General features: G+C 74.0%; 15 protein-coding genes. 10 read left to right on the top strand and 5 right to left on the bottom strand.

The window, feature by feature from the left end; genetic code table 11:
- The first annotated feature begins 3 nt into the window (after positions 1-3).
- From QMF80_RS24120 to dnaG, 3 genes are all read left to right on the top strand, one after another.
- Positions 4-1,329: a deoxyguanosinetriphosphate triphosphohydrolase gene (locus QMF80_RS24120; protein WP_283456625.1), complete on the top strand. Its 1,326-nt coding sequence runs from the start codon at positions 4-6 to the stop codon at positions 1,327-1,329.
- 93 nt (positions 1,330-1,422) lie between these two features.
- Positions 1,423-2,706 carry an NAD(P)/FAD-dependent oxidoreductase gene (locus QMF80_RS24115; RefSeq protein ID WP_283456623.1) on the top strand — a complete coding sequence of 428 codons (1,284 nt, stop codon included), beginning with the start codon at positions 1,423-1,425 and terminating at the stop codon, positions 2,704-2,706.
- 129 nt (positions 2,707-2,835) lie between these two features.
- Positions 2,836-4,752 carry a DNA primase gene (gene dnaG / locus QMF80_RS24110; RefSeq protein WP_283456622.1) on the top strand — a complete coding sequence of 639 codons (1,917 nt, stop codon included), beginning with the start codon at positions 2,836-2,838 and terminating at the stop codon, positions 4,750-4,752.
- A 103-nt stretch (positions 4,753-4,855) separates the two neighbouring features.
- Here the strand turns inward: dnaG and QMF80_RS24105 are convergent, their stop codons facing one another.
- A complete protein-coding gene (locus tag QMF80_RS24105; RefSeq protein ID WP_283456620.1) occupies positions 4,856-5,344 on the bottom strand; it encodes a gamma-glutamylcyclotransferase family protein in 489 nt (162 codons plus the stop codon).
- 189 nt (positions 5,345-5,533) lie between these two features.
- Between QMF80_RS24105 and QMF80_RS24100 the strand changes: the two genes are divergently transcribed.
- The 4 genes from QMF80_RS24100 (at position 5,534) to QMF80_RS24085 (ending at position 9,443) form a co-directional block, all read left to right on the top strand.
- The gene (locus tag QMF80_RS24100; protein WP_283456619.1) at positions 5,534-6,265 is read left to right on the top strand and encodes a hypothetical protein; all 732 of its coding nucleotides are present in this window, start codon (positions 5,534-5,536) and stop codon (positions 6,263-6,265) included.
- Entirely contained in the window at positions 6,262-7,617 is a 1,356-nt protein-coding gene (locus tag QMF80_RS24095) for a sensor histidine kinase (RefSeq protein ID WP_283456618.1), read from the top strand. The genes QMF80_RS24100 and QMF80_RS24095 overlap by 4 nt, the downstream gene beginning before the upstream one ends.
- Positions 7,618-7,949: 332 nt before the next feature.
- Positions 7,950-8,492 (top strand): GVDTG sorting domain-containing protein, encoded by a 543-nt coding sequence (locus QMF80_RS24090; protein WP_283456617.1) that lies wholly within the window; start codon positions 7,950-7,952, stop codon positions 8,490-8,492.
- 237 nt (positions 8,493-8,729) lie between these two features.
- Complete coding sequence (locus QMF80_RS24085) at positions 8,730-9,443, top strand: class F sortase (RefSeq protein ID WP_283456616.1); 714 nt, start codon at positions 8,730-8,732, stop codon at positions 9,441-9,443.
- Between the two features lie 37 nt (positions 9,444-9,480).
- Here the strand turns inward: QMF80_RS24085 and QMF80_RS24080 are convergent, their stop codons facing one another.
- The 3 genes from QMF80_RS24080 to QMF80_RS24070 form a co-directional block, all read right to left on the bottom strand.
- Positions 9,481-10,260 carry a sulfite exporter TauE/SafE family protein gene (locus QMF80_RS24080; protein WP_283456615.1) on the bottom strand — a complete coding sequence of 260 codons (780 nt, stop codon included), beginning with the start codon at positions 10,258-10,260 and terminating at the stop codon, positions 9,481-9,483.
- 36 nt (positions 10,261-10,296) lie between these two features.
- The gene (locus QMF80_RS24075) at positions 10,297-10,587 is read right to left on the bottom strand and encodes a hypothetical protein (RefSeq protein WP_283456614.1); all 291 of its coding nucleotides are present in this window, start codon (positions 10,585-10,587) and stop codon (positions 10,297-10,299) included.
- A gap of 134 nt (positions 10,588-10,721) precedes the next feature.
- Positions 10,722-12,107, bottom strand: coding sequence for a ferredoxin reductase family protein (locus QMF80_RS24070; protein WP_283456613.1), 1,386 nt, complete (start codon positions 12,105-12,107; stop codon positions 10,722-10,724).
- Positions 12,108-12,264: 157 nt separating this feature from the next.
- Between QMF80_RS24070 and QMF80_RS24065 the strand changes: the two genes are divergently transcribed.
- The 3 genes from QMF80_RS24065 to nirD are packed head-to-tail and all read left to right on the top strand — an operon-like array spanning position 12,265 to position 16,429.
- Entirely contained in the window at positions 12,265-13,509 is a 1,245-nt protein-coding gene (locus QMF80_RS24065) for an NAD(P)/FAD-dependent oxidoreductase (protein ID WP_283456611.1), read from the top strand.
- Positions 13,510-13,511: 2 nt separating this feature from the next.
- A complete protein-coding gene (gene nirB, locus QMF80_RS24060) occupies positions 13,512-16,052 on the top strand; it encodes a nitrite reductase large subunit NirB (protein ID WP_283456609.1) in 2,541 nt (846 codons plus the stop codon).
- Entirely contained in the window at positions 16,049-16,429 is a 381-nt protein-coding gene (gene nirD, locus QMF80_RS24055; RefSeq protein ID WP_283456607.1) for a nitrite reductase small subunit NirD, read from the top strand. Before nirB ends, nirD begins: the two co-directional genes overlap by 4 nt.
- On the opposite strand, the gene QMF80_RS24050 is transcribed toward nirD, so the two are convergent.
- Complete coding sequence (locus QMF80_RS24050; RefSeq protein ID WP_283456605.1) at positions 16,426-16,830, bottom strand: VOC family protein; 405 nt, start codon at positions 16,828-16,830, stop codon at positions 16,426-16,428. The genes nirD and QMF80_RS24050 overlap by 4 nt on opposite strands.
- Between the last annotated feature and the right edge of the window lie 69 nt (positions 16,831-16,899).

Raw genomic sequence — 16,899 nt, 5'->3', positions numbered from 1 at the left:
AGCATGGAAGGCATGGAAGGCACCACACCCGTCCCGTCACCCGCGTCGTACGACCCGGCCGCCACCGAGCGCTGGGCCACCGAGCCCGACAAACGCCCCGGCCGGACCGCCTTCCAGCGCGACCGCGCCCGCGTACTGCACTCCGCCGCCCTGCGCCGCCTCGCCGGAAAGACCCAGGTGGTCACCCCCGGCACCCGTTCCCACGACTGGGACGCCAGCCCCCGTACCCGGCTCACCCACTCCCTCGAATGCGCCCAGGTCGGCCGGGAACTGGGCTGGGCCCTGGGCTGCGACCCCGATCTCGTCGAAGCCGCCTGCCTCTCGCACGACCTGGGCCACCCGCCCTTCGGGCACAACGGCGAGGAAGCCCTCAACGAATTCGCCAAGGACTGCGGCGGCTTCGAGGGCAACGCCCAGTCGCTGCGCCTGCTGACCCGGCTGGAGCCCAAACGGTTCGCCCCGCACCCGGACACCGGCGACATGGTCAGCGTCGGCCTGAACCTCACCCGCGCCTGCCTCGACGCCGCGACCAAGTACCCGTGGGCCCGCGGCGACCACCCGACCGACCCCGGCTCGGTGAAGTTCGGGGCGTACGAGGACGACCTGCCCGTCTTCGAGTGGCTGCGCCGCGGCGCGCCCGCCGACCGCAAGTGCTTCGAGGCGCAGGTCATGGACTGGGCGGACGACGTGGCGTACTCCGTCCACGACTTCGAGGACGGTCTCCACGCGGGCCACCTCGACCCCAACCTGCTCTTCGCCGAGCCCGAGCGGGACGCGATCTGGCGGGTGGCCATCGGACGCTACGTACCGGCGGACACGGACCCCGAGGAACTGCGCGCGGCCCTCGACCGGCTGATGGACCAGGAGTGGTGGCCCCACGGATACGACGGCTCCGCGGTCGCGCAGGCCCGCCTGAAGGACGCCACCAGCCAGCTGATCGGCCGTTTCTGCCAGGCCGCCGAGGGCGCCACCCGCGCGGCCTGGGGCACCGGACGGCTCACCCGGTACGGCGCCGAGCTGGTCGTCCCCCGCGAGGCCCGCAACGAGTGCGCCGTCCTGAAGGCCGTCGCCGATCTGTACGTGATGCAGCGCGACGAACAAGAGCGGCTGCGGGCCGACCAGCGCGTCGTCCTGGCCGAACTCGCCGAGGCGCTCAGCGCCCGCGCGCCCGAGGGCCTGGACCCGCAGTTCCGCGCCACCTTCGACGCCGCGCCGGACGACACGGCCCGTAAACGCGCGGTCATCGACCAGATCGCCTGCCTCACCGACGCCGCGGCGCGCTCCCTGCACGCGCGTATCACCCTGCCCCGGCGACGCGCCGAGAGGTGAGCCGATCGGGCCACTGCCCCTTCACGCGGCAGGCTCAGTGCGGGACGCTCGCATGTGGTCGCATGTGGCGTAGAGGTTATGAGGAGGCATCAGGTGGTCGACGCACACCGGACGTTCGTCATCGTCGGCGGGGGGCTGGCCGGGGCAAAGGCGGCTGAAACGCTGAGGTCGGAGGGGTTCACCGGCCGGGTCATCCTGATCGGCGACGAGCGCGACCATCCGTACGAACGGCCACCCCTGTCCAAGGGGTACCTCGCGGGCAAGGAGGAACGCGAGAGCGTGTTCGTGCACGAGCCGACCTGGTACGCCCGGGCCGACATCGAACTGCACCTCGGTCAGCCCGCCGTCCAGCTCGACCGGGACGCCAAGAAGGTCGTGCTCGGCGACGGAACCGTCGTGCACTACGACCGGCTGCTGCTGGCCACCGGCTCCGAACCGCGCCGCCTCGACATCCCCGGCACCGATCTGGCCGGGGTCTACCACCTGCGCCGCCTCGCCCACGCGGAACGGCTGCGCGGCGTACTGGCCACCCTGGGCCGGGAGAACGGCCACCTGCTGATCGCCGGAGCGGGCTGGATCGGGCTGGAGGTCGCGGCCGCCGCCCGCGGGTACGGCGCCGAGGTCACCATCGTGGAACCCGAGGCGACCCCGCTGCACGGGGTGCTCGGCCCGGAACTGGGCCGGATCTTCGCCGACCTGCACAGCGAGCACGGCGTCCGCTTCCACTTCGGCGGCCGCCTCACCGAGATCAGCGGCCGGGACGGCATGGTGCTGGCCGCCCACACCGACGACGGCGAGGAGCACCCGGCGCACGCGGTGCTCGCCGCGATCGGCGCCGCCCCGCGCACCGCGCTCGCCGAGACCTCCGGGCTCGCGCTGATCGACCGGGAGCACGGCGGCGGCATCGCGGTGGACGCCTCGCTGCGCACCTCCGACCCGGACGTCTTCGCCGCGGGTGACGTGGCCGCCGCCCACCACCCGCTGATGGGCACCCGGCTGCGGGTGGAGCACTGGGCCAACGCGCTCAACGGCGGCCCGGCCGCGGCGCGGGCCATGCTGGGCCAGGAGGTCTCGTACGACCGGGTGCCGTACTTCTTCTCCGACCAGTACGACGTGGGCCTGGAGTACTCGGGTTACGCGCCGCCCGGCGCGTACGACCAGGTGGTGATCCGCGGTGACGTGGCCAAGCGGGAGTTCATCGCCTTCTGGCTGTCCGGGGGCCGGGTGCTCGCGGGCATGAACGTGAACGTGTGGGACGTCACCGAGCCCATCCAGGCGCTGATCCGCGCGGGGGTGGAGGTCGACCACCACGCGCTCGCGGACCCGACGGTTCCATTGTCCTCGCTGGTCACACCCCTGGAGGGGGCGGCGGGCTAGGCCGGGAAACCGTCCGGCGGGGCGGGCCGGACGGCCGGGCCGGCGCCCCGGGCGGTCCGGCCGGGCACCCTCCGGGGGTCACCGGAGGGTGCTGGCAGGATTGTCCGAGCCCGGCCGTAGACTTCACGGGTGGCAGGCAGGATCAACGACGACGATGTGAAGGCGGTCCGGGACGCGGTCCCGATCGACGCCGTCGTGTCCGAGTACCTCCAGCTCCGCAACGCGGGCGGCGGCAACCTCAAGGGCCTCTGCCCCTTCCACGACGAGAAGTCCCCGTCGTTCCAGGTCAGCCCCAGTAAGGGGCTCTACCACTGCTTCGGCTGCCAGGCGGGCGGGGACACCCTCGACTTCATCATGAAGATCGACCACCTGTCCTTCTCCGAAGCGGTCGAACGGCTGGCGGGCACCGGCGGAATCACCCTGCGGTACGAGGAGGGCGGCTACACCCCCGGCCAGAGCGGACGCGGCGAACGCATCCGGCTGGTCGAGGCGAACAAGGCCGCCGCGCAGTTCTACCTCGACCAGCTGGAGAGCCCCGAGGCGGAGATCGGCCGCAAGTTCCTGGCCGAACGCGGCTTCGACCAGGCGGCGGCCGCGCACTTCGGGGTCGGCTACAGCCCGGCGGGCTGGGACCACCTCACCCGCTTCCTGCGCGGCAAGGGCTTCAGCGACAAGGAACTGATCCTCTCCGGCCTGTCCCAGGACAGCCGCAGCGGCAAGCCCATCGACCGTTTCCGCGGACGGCTGATGTGGCCCATCCGCGACATCACGGGCGAGGTCGTCGGCTTCGGCGCGCGCAAGTTGCGCGACGACGACAACGGCCCCAAGTACCTGAACACGCCCGAGACTCCGATCTACAAGAAGTCCCAGGTGCTGTACGGCATCGACCTGGCCAAGAAGGAGATCGCCAAGACCTCCAGCGCGGTCGTGGTGGAGGGCTACACCGATGTGATGGCCTGCCACCTGGCCGGGGTCACCACCGCGATCGCGACCTGTGGCACAGCGTTCGGCGGGGATCACATCAAGATCCTCCGGCGGCTCCTCATGGACAACGCCACGGCCGAGGTGATCTTCACCTTCGACGGTGACGCGGCCGGGCAGAAGGCGGCGCTGCGAGCCTTCGAGGACGACCAGAAGTTCGCCGCCGAGACCTCGATCGCGATCACCCCGGGCGGCATGGACCCCTGCGACCTGCGGCTCGCGGAGGGCGACGCGGCCGTGGCCTCGCTGGTGTCCTCCCGCACCCCGCTGTTCGAGTTCGCGCTGCGGCAGATGGTGGCCCGGCACAACCTGGAGAACCCGGCGGGCCGCGCGGCCGCGCTCGACGAGGCCGCCCCGGTGGTGGCCGCCATCAAGAACATCGCGATCCAGCACGAGTCGGCGGTCCAGCTCGCCGGGATGCTGGGCATCCGCGACGAGCAGTTCGTGGTCAAGCGGGTCGCCCAGGTGGCCCGCTGGGCCCGCGACCGGGGCGGCCGCCCCGGGCAGGGCCAGCAGCAGGGCGGCAGGCCCACCCGGCCCGGGCACGAGCAGGCCGCCCCGGAACCGGCCGCGCACACCCCCGGCCCCGCGCTGAACCTGCGCAGCCCGGCCCACCGCACCGAGCGCGAGCTGCTCAAGCTGGCGCTGCAGCGCCCGGCCCTGGTCTCGCCGGCCTTCGACGCCTACGGGCCCGACGAGTTCACCGCCCCGCCCTACGCGACGGTCCGCCAGGCCATCCAGGACGCGGGCGGCACCTCCCTGGGGACCGACGACTACCTCGCCCGGGTCCGTGACGCGGCGCCCAACGACACCGTCCGCGCCATGGTCACCGAGCTGGCCGTGGAGGCCATCCACGCCAAGAACGTGGACGAGATCTATGCCGGGGTCCAACTGGTCCAGGTCCGGCTCCGCGCGGTCGACCGCCGGGTGCACGACGTCCAGGGCACCATGGCCCGGCTCGGCCCGAACGCCCCGGCGGAGCAGGCCGCGGCCGTCCAGGAAGAGCTGTGGGTGCTCCAGCAGTACGGCCAGCGGCTGCGCAACCGCGGAGCCGAAGGCCTGTAGGTCCGTAGGTCCGTAGGCCGCCCAGGGTGGTAGGACCGTAGGCCGCCGACGGCCCGTACGACGGTAGGTCCGTTGGCCGGTGGGTCCGTTGACGGCCGTAGCCCTAGGACCCGTAGGCCGCGCGCCCCGTCGGTCCGGGCCGGTTGCGCCAGTCCCCGCCCGGGATCGGGGTGCCGGTCGCGGTCAGGGTCGCGGCCAGTCGCGGAGCCGCCAGGTAGACCCACGCCGCGGTCCCGCTCCCGTCGGGGCGCAGGGTGGTGCGCCGGACCCGCTCGTAGAGGTTCAGCGGGCTGCCCGGACCGTGGAAGTCCTCCAGCCGGTCCAGCTCCGCCAGGAGCCGCGCGTACTGCCCCGGCGCGGGGACGATCAGCTCGCCCGCCGTCCGGGCTCCGGGGCACTGGACGGCGTACGGATAGCCCGGACCGTCGTAGAGCCGTGCGTCCGGGAGACGGGCGGGCTCCTCGGCGCGGGTACGGCCGCGCAGGAAGAGGTCGTGGTTGACCTCGCCGGGGCGCAGGGTGCCGTAGACGAAGAACGGCAGCTCCTCCCCGGCGCCCCGGTCCGCTTCTTGTGGCCGATCGACCGATGTCATGGAGGTCCCCCCTCGACTAGAACGGTGGTGAGCGGGCGAAAAGGGCTTCCGGCCCGGCCGGATGTCCCGGCCCCGCCCGCTCGCACCACCGTACGCACGGCTGTTACCGGACCGCCCGGTGCCCGTGACAGCCGCCTCCTGCGGTCGGTACGTCCACACCTCCCCCCAGCCCACAGGTCCCCCTCACCCATGAACCGACTGCCCCGCCCGAGCACCGCCGTCCTGTTGTGCGCCTGCGCGCTCGCCGCCGTCGGCGGCTGCGCCGCACCCGGCGGCCTGGGCCCCGGCGAACCCGCGCCCGCCGTCTCCGCGCAGCCCCGGCCCGAACCGCTCTGGCCCGCCTGGACCGACACGACCTCGACGGCGCCCGGCGCGGCGGTCGGCAAGCGCGAGCCAGCGCCGCAGCCGCTCAAGGGCGATCTCCAGGTGCCCGCGGGCGGACTCGGGGCCATGGACGTGCTGGACGTCCTGCGGGCCGACCCGCTGATGCGGCCGTACGTCAAGGGCGGCTCGATCAACGCCCCCGGGCGGGCCGGGATCCGCCCGCCGGTCCACCACGACCTCACGGGGAACGGCGCCCTGGAGCTGATCGCCGCCGCCGACACCGCGAGCGGGCGCTCCGTCCTGGCCGTGTACACGGTGGCCGGGGGGAGGATCGTCCCCGTCCTGCACACCAGCGGACTGCGCATGGAGGCCGAGGCGATCGGCACCGACCTGCTCGTGCGGACGAACACCAACGAGGGCATCGAGCAGGCGGTCCGGTTCCGCTGGGACGGGGAGCGGATGACGGTCGTCAGCGAGGAGAAGCGGTACGACACATCGGCGCCCCGCACCGAGCCGCGGGCCCGGAACACGCCCGCTCCCTCGGCACCTGCCCCCGCACCTTCCGCCCCCGCCCCCAGCCCCGAGTCCTCGCGGTGAGGCGCGCCGTGCTCCCCTTCCGCCGCCGCCTCCAGGCACTCGGCCTGCGCTGGAAGATCGCCGCGCTGCTCGCCGTCGGGTGCTCGCTGGTCGCGGTCACCATCGGGATCTTCATCCACCAGGCGCGGGCCCAGCAGGTGGCCGATTCCGCCCGGGCGTCCGCGACCGCCCAGCTGATCCGGGTCCGCCAGGTGTACGAGCTGACCGGCAGGCTCGACCACGCCAAGACGGGCGAGACCTCGGCCGAGACCAACTCCCCGCGGCTCCCGTCGGTCCTGCGCGACACCGCGCTCGCCGGGCGGCGCTCCACCTACCTCGACATGGGCGGGGACCACCCGGCGGTGTGGGCCGCCCGCCCGGTCGGCGCCAAGGACGTGCTGTCGGTGTGCCTTTCGCTGGTCGGGGAGCGCGGCGAGCTGGTGGAACTGGACCAGCAGCTCGTGGCCTACGGCGTCGTGGTGGTCGCGCTCGCGGCCGTCGGCGGGGCGCTCCTGGCCAGCAGGCTCAGCAAGGGCCTGCGGGCCGCCGCCGAGACGGCACGCCGGATCAGCGCGGGCGAGCTGGACGCGCGGATCGGCGCTTCGGGGGTGCCGGGCAGCCGCGACGAGGTGGCCGAGCTGTCCTCGGCGGTGGACACGATGGCGGCCAGTCTCCAGCGACGGCTGGAGGCCGAGCAGCGGTTCACCGCGGACGTCGCGCACGAACTGCGCACCCCGCTGACCGGCCTGCACACCGCGGCCGAGCTGCTGCCCGAGGGGCGCCCGACGGAACTGGTACGGGACCGGGTGGCCGCCCTGCGCACCCTCACCGAGGACCTGCTGGAGGTGGCCCGGCTGGACGCGGACCGGGAGGAACCGGTGCTGGATGTGCACCCGCTGGCCCCGCTGGTCGTCTCGGTCACCGAGCGCTCGGGAGTGGCGGCCGAGATCACCCTGGCCGGACCCGGACCCGGACCCGGTTGCGGTTCCGGGACCGCAACCGGGGAGGGGGCGGAGGCCGGGGCGGGGGCGTACGTACGGACCGATACCCGGCGCCTGGAGCGCATCCTGGGCAACCTGCTGGTCAACGCCCGCAAGCACGGCGGCGGCGCGGTGGAGGTCACCGTGCGGGGGAGCACGGTCGCGGTACGGGACCACGGCCCCGGCTACCCGGAGAAGCTGCTGCGCGAGGGACCCCAGCGCTTCCTGACCGGGACGGTCGAGCGCGGGCACGGCACGGGCCTGGGTCTGACCATCGCTCTGGGGCAGGCCCAGGTCATCGGAGCCCGGGTGGAACTGTCCAACCCGGTCGGCGGGGGCGCCCGCGCCTTGGTGACGCTGCCGCCGGGCCCGGCACCCTCCGGAACGCCCTGAGCCGCCCGCACCGACGGAGACCGCTCCCACCGCCCGCACCACCCGACTCCCCGGCACCACCCGCGCGCGGGCGCACCACCCGTACCAGTGGCACGACCCGCACGACCCGCACGACCCGCACCGCCTGCGCGGGCCGCACCACCCGACCTCCCGCACCGGAGGCCCGTCACCCGGACGGGGCGGGGGCACCCGGATGGCCCCGGAGCGGGTCTGACGTGCCGTGATGGCGTGACACGCCCGGACCGGAGCGGAATCTGACGGGCCATCAGGAGGCGCCCGGCGCCCGCCCGGGCTTACCTCGGAACACGACCCCGCGTCTTCCAGGAGCCCCCATGCGCCGCCGCACCGCCCACGTGCTCACCGCCGCCGCACTGACCGCCGTCGCCTTCGCCGGTCCGGTCGCGGGCGCGGTCGCCGCCGCGGACCTCGGCGTGGGGAGCTTTGCGGCCGGGGACTTCGCCCCGCTGGAGATCTGGCCCAAGTCGGCCGCCCCCGGCACCACCGTCACCGTGAACACCCCCGCGTGCGGGCGCTCCGGCCGTGCTGAGGGCGACGCGTCGACGGTCGGCGGCGGCCGGTTCACCCTGGTCCCGGGTACCCGCAAGGAGGTGGTCGTGGGCCAGTTCCAGGTCGCCCGCGACACCCCACCGGGCGCCTACGGGATCGGCGTGACCTGCGAGGACGGCAAGTTCGCCACCGGTGACCTGGTCGTGGCCGAGCACGGCCCGCAGGGTCACGTGCGGACGGGGGTGGGCGGTGGCACGACGACCACCGCCGACCCCACCAAGATCGCGGCGGGAGCGGCAGCACTGGCCGTGGCCGCCGTTGGCGGTACCTGGCTCCTGCGTCGCCGGGCGAGCGGCACGCGGAGCTGAGGAACGGATGCCCGCCGCGGCTTCCGCCGCGGTCCCTCCGGTACCGCCCCACCGTCGCCCGCCCCCGCGAGGTCCCCCCCGTTCGCGGGGCCGGGCGACGGACACCTCTTCCGAAAGGAGACCCCTCCGGGGCTCCCCCGACCCGTGACCACCACGGACACCGCCCCCACCACCGTCACCAAAGACACCCCAAGCAGCACAGGCAGCACAGGCAGCACAGGTATCAAGGGGGCACGTATGCGCACCTCCGGCCGACACCACCACCCCCGCCTCAACTCCCACCTCACCCCCCGCATCCACCCCCGCATCCGCTCCCGCCTCAGCCTCCGCCGCCGTCCCACGGGAGCCCGGGGCGGCGGGCTCGTCGCCCTCGCCGCCTGCATCGGAATCTGGCTGGTCACCAGCGGCTCCGCCGAACCGGTCCACCCGCCCCAGCCCTCCCCCGCCGACGCGATGACCGCGAAGCCCCTCGACCCGCGGCACATCGCCCCGCTGCCCAGCTCCCCGCCGACCCGGATCCGGATCCCCTCCATCCGGGTGGACGCCCCGCTGACCGGCCTCGGACTGGTGGCGGACGGCAGCCTGGAGGTCCCGCCGCCCGCCCGCCGCGACCTCGCGGGCTGGTACCGCGACGGCACCACCCCGGGCGCCACCGGCACGGCGGTCATCGCGGGGCACGTCGACCACGCCACCGGCCCGGCGGTGTTCTACCGCCTGGGCTCGCTGCGCCGCGGGGCGACGATCGAGGTGGCCCGCGCGGACGGACGTACCGCCGTGTTCACCGTCCACGCCGTGGCGGTCTACGACGCCACCGCCTTCCCGGACCGGCTGGTCTACGGGCCCGTACCGCGCGCCGAACTGCGCGTGATCACCTGTGGCGGCGGCTTCTCGCCGCGCACCGGCTACCAGGGCAACGTGGTGGTCTTCGCCCACCTCACCAGCACGTACTGACGTCCGAACGCCGCGTACGGGCGGACGACCGGGCCGCTCAGCCCCACTGCTCCAGGCCGAGCTTCACGACCAGCGCGCTCACCACCGTCAGCAGCACGATCCGGACGAAGCCGCTCCCCTTCTTCACCGCCATCCGCGCGCCCGTCATGCCGCCGATCAGGTTGAACGCGGCCATCAGGGCGGCCAGCTGCCACATGACCTGGCCCTTGGAGGCGAAGACGGCGAGGGCTCCGGCATTGGTCCCGACGTTCACGATCTTGGCGGTCGCCGAGGCCGTGAGCAGGTCGAGGTGGAGCAGCGCGGTGAGCGCGAGGACGAGGAAGGTGCCGGTGCCCGGGCCGATCAGGCCGTCGTAGAAGCCGATGCCGAGGCCCGCCAGGGCGATCGCGGCGACGATCCGGCGACCGCTGACGGGCCCGGGGGCGGGGGCGGAGCCGAAGCCGGGGCGGAAGATGACGAACGCGGCGACCAGCAGCAGGACCACCATGATCACCGGGCGCATCGTGTCCTTGCTGAACACTCCGGCGAGCAGCGCCCCGCCCGCGGCCCCGGCCATCGCGGCCAGGCCGATCCGGACGGCGATCTTCACGTCGACGGGGGCCTTGCGGGCGTACGTCACCGCCGCGCCCGTGGTGCCGACGATGGCCACCGCCTTGTTGGTGCCGAGTGCGTGCGTCAGCGGAACGTTCGCCGGGAGGCCGAGCATGAGGGCGGGCAGGAGCAGCAGTCCGCCGCCGCCGACCACCGCGTCGATCCACCCCGCGGCGGCCGCGGCAGCGCACAGCACGATGATCATGGTTATTGATATGTCAGGCACGGCCCGACCTTATGGAGCGGGTGACTGCAAGGGCCATCAATCCCGCGAAACTTGCGCAAGGTTTGAGCTTGGACCTGCGGGAACACGGTCCGGTGCGGTCGGCGCCGACGGATTCACCACCGCCGTCAGCATCGTCGCGGCGAGCACGCTGGCCAGCCCGAGCCCGGCGGCCACCCGCCGCGCGGGCGGTACGGACGCCAGGGCGGGCAGCAGCGTCACCCGCACCGGGGGTTTGCGGTGCCGGGCGCGCGGCGTGGCGGCCGTCGCGGGGGCCGGGGGGCGCTCGGGGGCTTCGACCGACAGGGCGACGTGCAGCGGATGACGCATGGAGCGGTCACCTCTCGTAGGCGGTTCGATCGAAGGCGGCCGCTCAGGGATCCGGCCGCTCAAGGCCCGGACGCCCAAGGCCCAGGCGCTCACGGCCCGGACACCCGAGGCCCGGGCGCCCGAGAGCCCGGCCATCAGGCGCTGAAGCATTCGGAATGGATACGTCCGCCAGGCACCCCGGCCCGCAGCAGCGCGGCCCGGGTCGCCGCGCCCATCGCGGGCGGCCCGCACAGGTAGACGTCGTGCTCGGCGAGGCCGGGCACCAGGTCGGCCAGCGCCCGCAGGGCCAGCGGATCACCCCCGGCCACCGCGGGGAGGTGCCCCCCTGCCGCGTCCGAGGGACCGAGCAGATAGTGCAGCCGGGCCTGCCGCCCGGCGGCGATGGCTTCCAGCTCCGCACGCAGCACGAGGTGCTCCTCGGCCCGGGCCCGGTAGAGCAGGGTGATGTCACCGGGCCCGCCGGGCAGGGTCTCGAACAGGGCCCGCATCGGGGCGATCCCGACCCCGCCCGCGATGAGCAGCACCCGCGGCCGGGTCCGGCGGGCCGCGGTGAGCGCGCCGAAGGGGCCGGTGGCCAGGACCCGGGTGCCGGGGCGCAGCCTGCGGATCCGGCGGGTGTGGCCGCCCAGCGCCTTGACGGTGATCCGGAGCGTGTTGCCGCGGACCGGTGCGGAGAGGGAGAACGGCAGGGCGGTGTGCCAGAGGCGCCGCTGGAGGAAGCGCCAGCGCAGGAACTGCCCTGCCTCGGCCCGCAGTTCGGCCAGGTGGGCGCCGTACATGACCACGGACACCACCCCGGGCCCCTCGTCGCGGACCTCCAGCACCCGCAGCGCGTGCCGCAGGGCCTGGCGTACGGGCACCACGCCCCGGTACCAGAGCAGCAGGACCGCGACCACCGTGTGCGCGAGGGCCCAGAACCAGGCGACCGGACCCAGATCGGGACCGGCGAGCTGGTGGACGAAGCCGAGGGCGGCGGCGAGGTAGACCAGCAGGTGCACCCCGCGCCAGGTTTCGTGGGAGACCCGGCCGCGTACCGCCCGGGCGGAGGTCACCCCGACGCACACCAGCAGGGCGGTGGCGACGGCCGCGGCTGCGAGCGCCGGGTACCCCAGGAGGTCCCGGGCGGCGGAGAGCACGTCGAGCCCGCTGTGCACGGCGTACCCGAGGAGGGCGAAGAGGGCGTGGCCGAAGCAGAGCAGCAGGACGTGGCGGCCGCCGAAGGCGTGCCAGCGGGCCAGCCGGTCGGCGCCGACGCCGTGTTCGACGGCGGGGACCCGGGCCATCAGGAAGAGCAAGACGAGGACCCCGTACCCGGCGAGCAGGCCGGTCAGGTGCGCGGCGGTGGCGAAGAGGGCGTCGAGCCGGGCGGAGGGGTGCACCTGCACGGCCCACAGCAGGGTCACCAGCACGGCTCCGGCGGCCGCGCCCGCCGTGAGCTGCCCTCCCGCGTCGAGCGCCGCTCCCCGATCCCTCGGACCTGCCGTTCCCGCAGCCCCGCCCCGCCCCACCGCATCTCGCATACGGGCCACGCTAGGTGCCCCGGACCCGCTCCGGATGATCCTTAAGGCGGCCTTGAGGAACGCCTCACGGCCCCTTAACCCGGACGCTGAGCCGCGCGTTCCGTCCGGGTAACAGCGAGGATGCGGCAGGGAAACAGCGGACACGCAGGCTGGGGCCATGACCTCGCAACAGCGTGTGGTGGTGATCGGCGGCGGCCTGGCGGGCCTGCGGCTGGCGGCCCGGCTCGGCGGTGACGCCGCGGTGACGATCCTCGGTGAGGAACCGCACGTCCCCTACAACCGGGTGCTGCTGGCCGAGGTCCTCGCGGGCCGGTACGCACCGGAGGTGACCGCCCTCCCCGCCCCCGGCCCGGCGCTGCGCCGGGGCGTGCGGGCGGTCCGCATCGATCGCGCCGACCGGACCGTCCACTGCGACGACGGCAGCGCGTGGCGCTACGACGTCCTGGTCCTGGCCACCGGTTCCAACCCGGTACTGCCGCCCCTGCGCGGCCTGTTCGAGCCCGACGGGCGGGACCTCCCCGACGGGGTGCACGCCTTCCGCACCATGGACGACTGCCTCGCCCTGGACTCCGCCCTCACCGCCCGCCCCGGAGCCAACGCGGTCGTCATCGGCGGCGGGCTGCTCGGGGTCTCCGCCGCCCGCGCCCTCGCGGAACGCGGGGCACGGGTGGTGCTGGCCCAGCAGGGCACCCGGCTGATGGAGCGCCAGCTCGACGCGGACGCCTCGGCCCTGCTCCACACCCACCTGGGGGAACTCGGCGTCGAGATCCACACCGAGTGCCGGGTGCGCGGACTGACCACCCGGGCCGCCGGAACCGGCCGCCGGGTCACCGGGGTCGACCTCGCCGTCGGCCTCCACCTGGACGCCGACCTCGTCGTCCTGGCCTGCGGGGTACGTCCCCGCACCGGTCTGGCCCGGGCCGCGGGACTCGACGCACGCAAAGGAGTGGTGGTCGACGACCGGCTGCGGACCGCCGATCCCCGGATCCACGCCATCGGCGACTGCGCCGAGCACGCGGGCCGGGTCTACGGTCTCGCCGGGCCCGCGCTGGAGCAGGCCGACGCCCTGGCCGCCGTCCTCACCGGCGGCGCCCCGGCCCCCACGACGTACGGCGGGACCCGCGCCCTCACCCGGCTCACCCTCTCCCGGGGTCCGCGCCCGCTCGACCTCGCCGCCTTCGGCGAGACCACCGCGCTGCCCGGAGACGACGTGGTCCGCCTCGCCGACGCCACCCGCCGCACCTACCGCAAGGTCGTCGTCCGAGGCGACCGCCTGGTCGGCGGGGTCCTGCTCGGCGAACTCTCCGCCGTCGGAGCCCTCGCCCGTACCTGGGAGGACGACGAACCCCTGCGCGCGACCGACGACCTCTTCCACCTGATCACCGACGACGGAGGCGCCTGACCATGGCCGCACCCACGACGCCCACCCCCTCGATCGTGCTCATCGGGCACGGCATGGTCGGGCAGCGCTACCTCGAAGCGCTGGCCGAGCGCGGGGCGACGGCCTCCCACCGGATCACCGTGCTCTGCGAGGAGCCGCGCCCGGCCTACGACCGCGTCCACCTCACCTCGTACTTCTCCGGCAGCAGCCCGGAGGACCTCTCGCTCACCCCCGCCGGGTTCATGGCGGAGCACGGCATCGCGCTGCACCTGGACGACCCCGCCGAGCATGTCGACCGGGCGGCGCGCACGGTCACCTCGCGCTCCGGGCAGGTCTTCCCCTACGACGTCCTCGTCCTGGCGACCGGCAGCTACCCCTTCGTACCGCCCGTGCCCGGCAAGGACGCCCCCGGCTGCTTCGTCTACCGCACCATCGAGGACCTCCTCGCCATCGAGGAGTACGCCGAGGGCCGCACCAGCGGCGCGGTGATCGGCGGCGGCCTGCTCGGCCTGGAGGCGGCGGGCGCGCTCCAGGGGCTCGGACTGGCCACCCGGATCGTGGAGTTCGCGCCCCGGCTGATGCCCGCGCAGATCGACGAGGGCGGTGGCGCGGCCCTGCTGCGCACCATCGAGTCCATGGGCCTGACCGTCCACACCGGCGTCGGCACCCAGGAGGTGCTCACCGGAGCGGACGGCTCCGTCAGCGGTATGGCACTCTCCGACGGCTCCTCGGTCGATACGGAACTCGTCGTCTTCTCCGCCGGGGTCCGCCCCCGCGACCAGCTCGCCCGCGCCGCCGGACTCGACGTCGGCGAACGCGGCGGAATCGCCGTCGACGCCCGCTGCCGCACCTCCGACCCGCACGTCTACGCGATCGGCGAATGCGCCCTGGCCACCGACGGCCGGGTCTACGGCCTGGTCGCGCCCGGCTACGAGATGGCCGAGACCGCCGCCGAGGACCTCCTGGGCCGGGACCGGGAGTTCACCGGAGCCGACCTCTCCACCAAGCTCAAGCTGCTCGGCGTCGACGTGGCCTCCTTCGGCGACGCCCACGGCGCCACCCCCGGCTGCCTGGACGTCGTCTACTCCGACTCCCGCTCCGGTGTGTACAAGAAGCTCGTCGTCTCCCCCGACGGCGTCCTGCTCGGCGGGGTCCTCGTCGGCGACGCCGACTCCTACGGACTGCTGCGCCCGCTCACCGGCAGCGTGCCGCCGGCCGCCCCCGAGCAGCTCGTCCTGCCCGCCGGAATCGGCTCCGCCACCCAGCTGGGGCCCGCCTCGCTGCCCGACCACGCGGTCATCTGCTCCTGCCACAACGTCACCAAGAAGGCCATCACCGCCTGCTCCACCCTCCCCGAGGTCAAGAAGTGCACGAAGGCGGGCACCGGCTGCGGCAGTTGCCTCAAGGTGATCGGCCAGCTGCTCCCGGCCGCCACCGACAAGGGGCTGTGCGGCTGCTTCTCCTTCAGCCGCGCCGAGCTGTACGAGATCGTCCGCACCCTGCGCCTGACCTCGTACGACGCCCTCCTCGACAGTCACGGGCGGGAGTCGGCGCGCGGCGGCGACGGGTGCGAGGTCTGCAAGCCGACGATCGGGTCGATCATCGCCTCGCTCGCTCCGACGGTCGGCGCGAGCGGCTACGTACTGGCCGGTGAACAGGCCGCGCTCCAGGACACCAACGACCACTTCCTCGCCAACCTCCAGCGCAACGGCTCGTACTCGGTCGTCCCGCGCATCCCCGGCGGCGAGATCACCCCGGACAAGCTGATCGTGATCGGCGAGGTGGCCCGCGACTTCGGCCTCTACACGAAGATCACCGGCGGTCAGCGCATCGACCTCTTCGGCGCCCGCGTCGACCAGCTCCCGCACATCTGGGCGCGCCTCGTCGAGGCCGGGTTCGAGTCCGGTCACGCCTACGGCAAGGCCTTGCGCACGGTGAAGTCCTGCGTGGGACAGACCTGGTGCCGCTACGGCGTCCAGGACAGCGTGCGCATGGCCATCGACCTGGAACTGCGCTACCGGGGGCTGCGCGCGCCGCACAAGCTCAAGTCGGCGGTGTCCGGCTGCGGCCGCGAGTGCGCGGAGGCGCAGAGCAAGGACTTCGGGGTGATCGCCACCGCGAGTGGCTGGAACCTGTACGTCGGCGGCAACGGCGGAGCCACCCCGCGGCACGCGGACCTGCTGGCCCAGGACCTGTCCGACGCCGAGCTGGTCCGGCTCATCGACCGGTTCCTGATGTTCTACATCCGCACCGCCGACCGCCTGGAGCGCACCTCCGCCTGGCTGGAGCGGCTGGAGGGCGGCCTGGATCACCTGCGGGACGTGGTCGTCCACGACGCCCTCGGGCTGTGCGGGGAGCTGGAGGCCCTGATGGCCGACCACGTGGCGCACTACCGGGACGAGTGGGCGGAGACCCTGGAGGACCCCGAGCGGCTGCGGCGGTTCGTGTCCTTCGTCAACGCGCCCGGCGCCCCCGACCCGACCGTGAAGTTCGTCGCCGAACGCGACCAGGTCAAGCCCGACCTGACGTTTCTGACCCTGGCACCCCTGGGAGGGACCCGATGACCGTCGAACTGCGCGTGGCGGAAGGCTGGCTGGAGGTGTGCGCGTACACCGCGCTCACCCCGGGGCGCGGGGTGGCGGCCCTGCTCCCGGACGGGACCCAGGCGGCGGTGTTCGTCGACCGCGCGGGGCGTACGTACGCCATCGGCAACCAGGACCCCTTCACCGGCGCGCAGGTCCTCTCGCGCGGGCTGGTGGGCTGTGTGGAGGGGCGGCCGTTCGTGGCGTCACCGCTGCTCAAGCAGCGGTTCGACCTGGCAACGGGGCGGTGCCTGGACGACGAGGAGGTGGCGGTCCGGACGTATCCGGTACGGACCGCCGCGGCCTCTCCGGCGTCAGCCGCGGCCTCGCCGGCGCCGGCGCCGGCTCCGGCCGCCTAGCCCTGGACCATCGCCGGGTCCATCCACATGATCTCCCAGGTGTGGCCGTCGAGGTCCTCGAAGGCCCGGCCGTACATGAAGCCGTGGTCCTGGGCGGCGCGGGGCTCGGTGGCGCCCGCCGCGACCGCCCCGTCGACCAGCTCGTCGACGGCGGCGCGGCTCTCGGAGCTGAGGCACAGCAGCGCCTCGGTGGTGGTGGCCGTGTCCGCGATGGCCTTGTGGGTGAAGTCCTTGAAGCGGGCCTCGGTCAGGAGCATCGCGACGATGGTGTCGCTGATGACCATGGAGGCGCCGTTCTCGTCGCTGAACTGAGCGTTGAAGGTGTAGCCGAGCTTGCCCCAGAAGGCCTTGCTCGCGTCCAGGTCCTTGACCGGCAGATTGACGAAAATCATCGTTGACATCTCGGGGTCCGCTTCTCTCGGGGTGTGCCGGCGCTCGGCGCCGCCGCTCGGTGCTTACGAGAGGTAGAC

The sequence above is a fragment of the Streptomyces sp. G-G2 genome (assembly GCF_030063135.1).
Taxonomy (GTDB): domain Bacteria; phylum Actinomycetota; class Actinomycetes; order Streptomycetales; family Streptomycetaceae; genus Streptomyces.
The sequence above is the reverse complement of the archived record's forward strand: the minus strand, read 5'-3'. Positions and strand labels throughout refer to the sequence as shown.

Excerpts from the sequence above, each read along its gene's own strand:
- QMF80_RS24120 (WP_283456625.1), top strand. The coding sequence starts at position 4 with ATGGAAGGCATGGAAGGCACCACACCCGTCCCGTCACCCGCGTCGTAC.
- QMF80_RS24105 (WP_283456620.1), bottom strand. The coding sequence starts at position 5,344 with ATGACATCGGTCGATCGGCCACAAGAAGCGGACCGGGGCGCCGGGGAG.
- QMF80_RS24100 (WP_283456619.1), top strand. The coding sequence starts at position 5,534 with ATGAACCGACTGCCCCGCCCGAGCACCGCCGTCCTGTTGTGCGCCTGC.
- QMF80_RS24090 (WP_283456617.1), top strand. The coding sequence starts at position 7,950 with ATGCGCCGCCGCACCGCCCACGTGCTCACCGCCGCCGCACTGACCGCC.
- QMF80_RS24085 (WP_283456616.1), top strand. The coding sequence starts at position 8,730 with ATGCGCACCTCCGGCCGACACCACCACCCCCGCCTCAACTCCCACCTC.
- QMF80_RS24075 (WP_283456614.1), bottom strand. The coding sequence starts at position 10,587 with ATGCGTCATCCGCTGCACGTCGCCCTGTCGGTCGAAGCCCCCGAGCGC.
- QMF80_RS24070 (WP_283456613.1), bottom strand. The coding sequence starts at position 12,107 with ATGCGAGATGCGGTGGGGCGGGGCGGGGCTGCGGGAACGGCAGGTCCG.
- QMF80_RS24065 (WP_283456611.1), top strand. The coding sequence starts at position 12,265 with ATGACCTCGCAACAGCGTGTGGTGGTGATCGGCGGCGGCCTGGCGGGC.
- nirB (WP_283456609.1), top strand. The coding sequence starts at position 13,512 with ATGGCCGCACCCACGACGCCCACCCCCTCGATCGTGCTCATCGGGCAC.
- nirD (WP_283456607.1), top strand. The coding sequence starts at position 16,049 with ATGACCGTCGAACTGCGCGTGGCGGAAGGCTGGCTGGAGGTGTGCGCG.
- QMF80_RS24050 (WP_283456605.1), bottom strand. The coding sequence starts at position 16,830 with ATGTCAACGATGATTTTCGTCAATCTGCCGGTCAAGGACCTGGACGCG.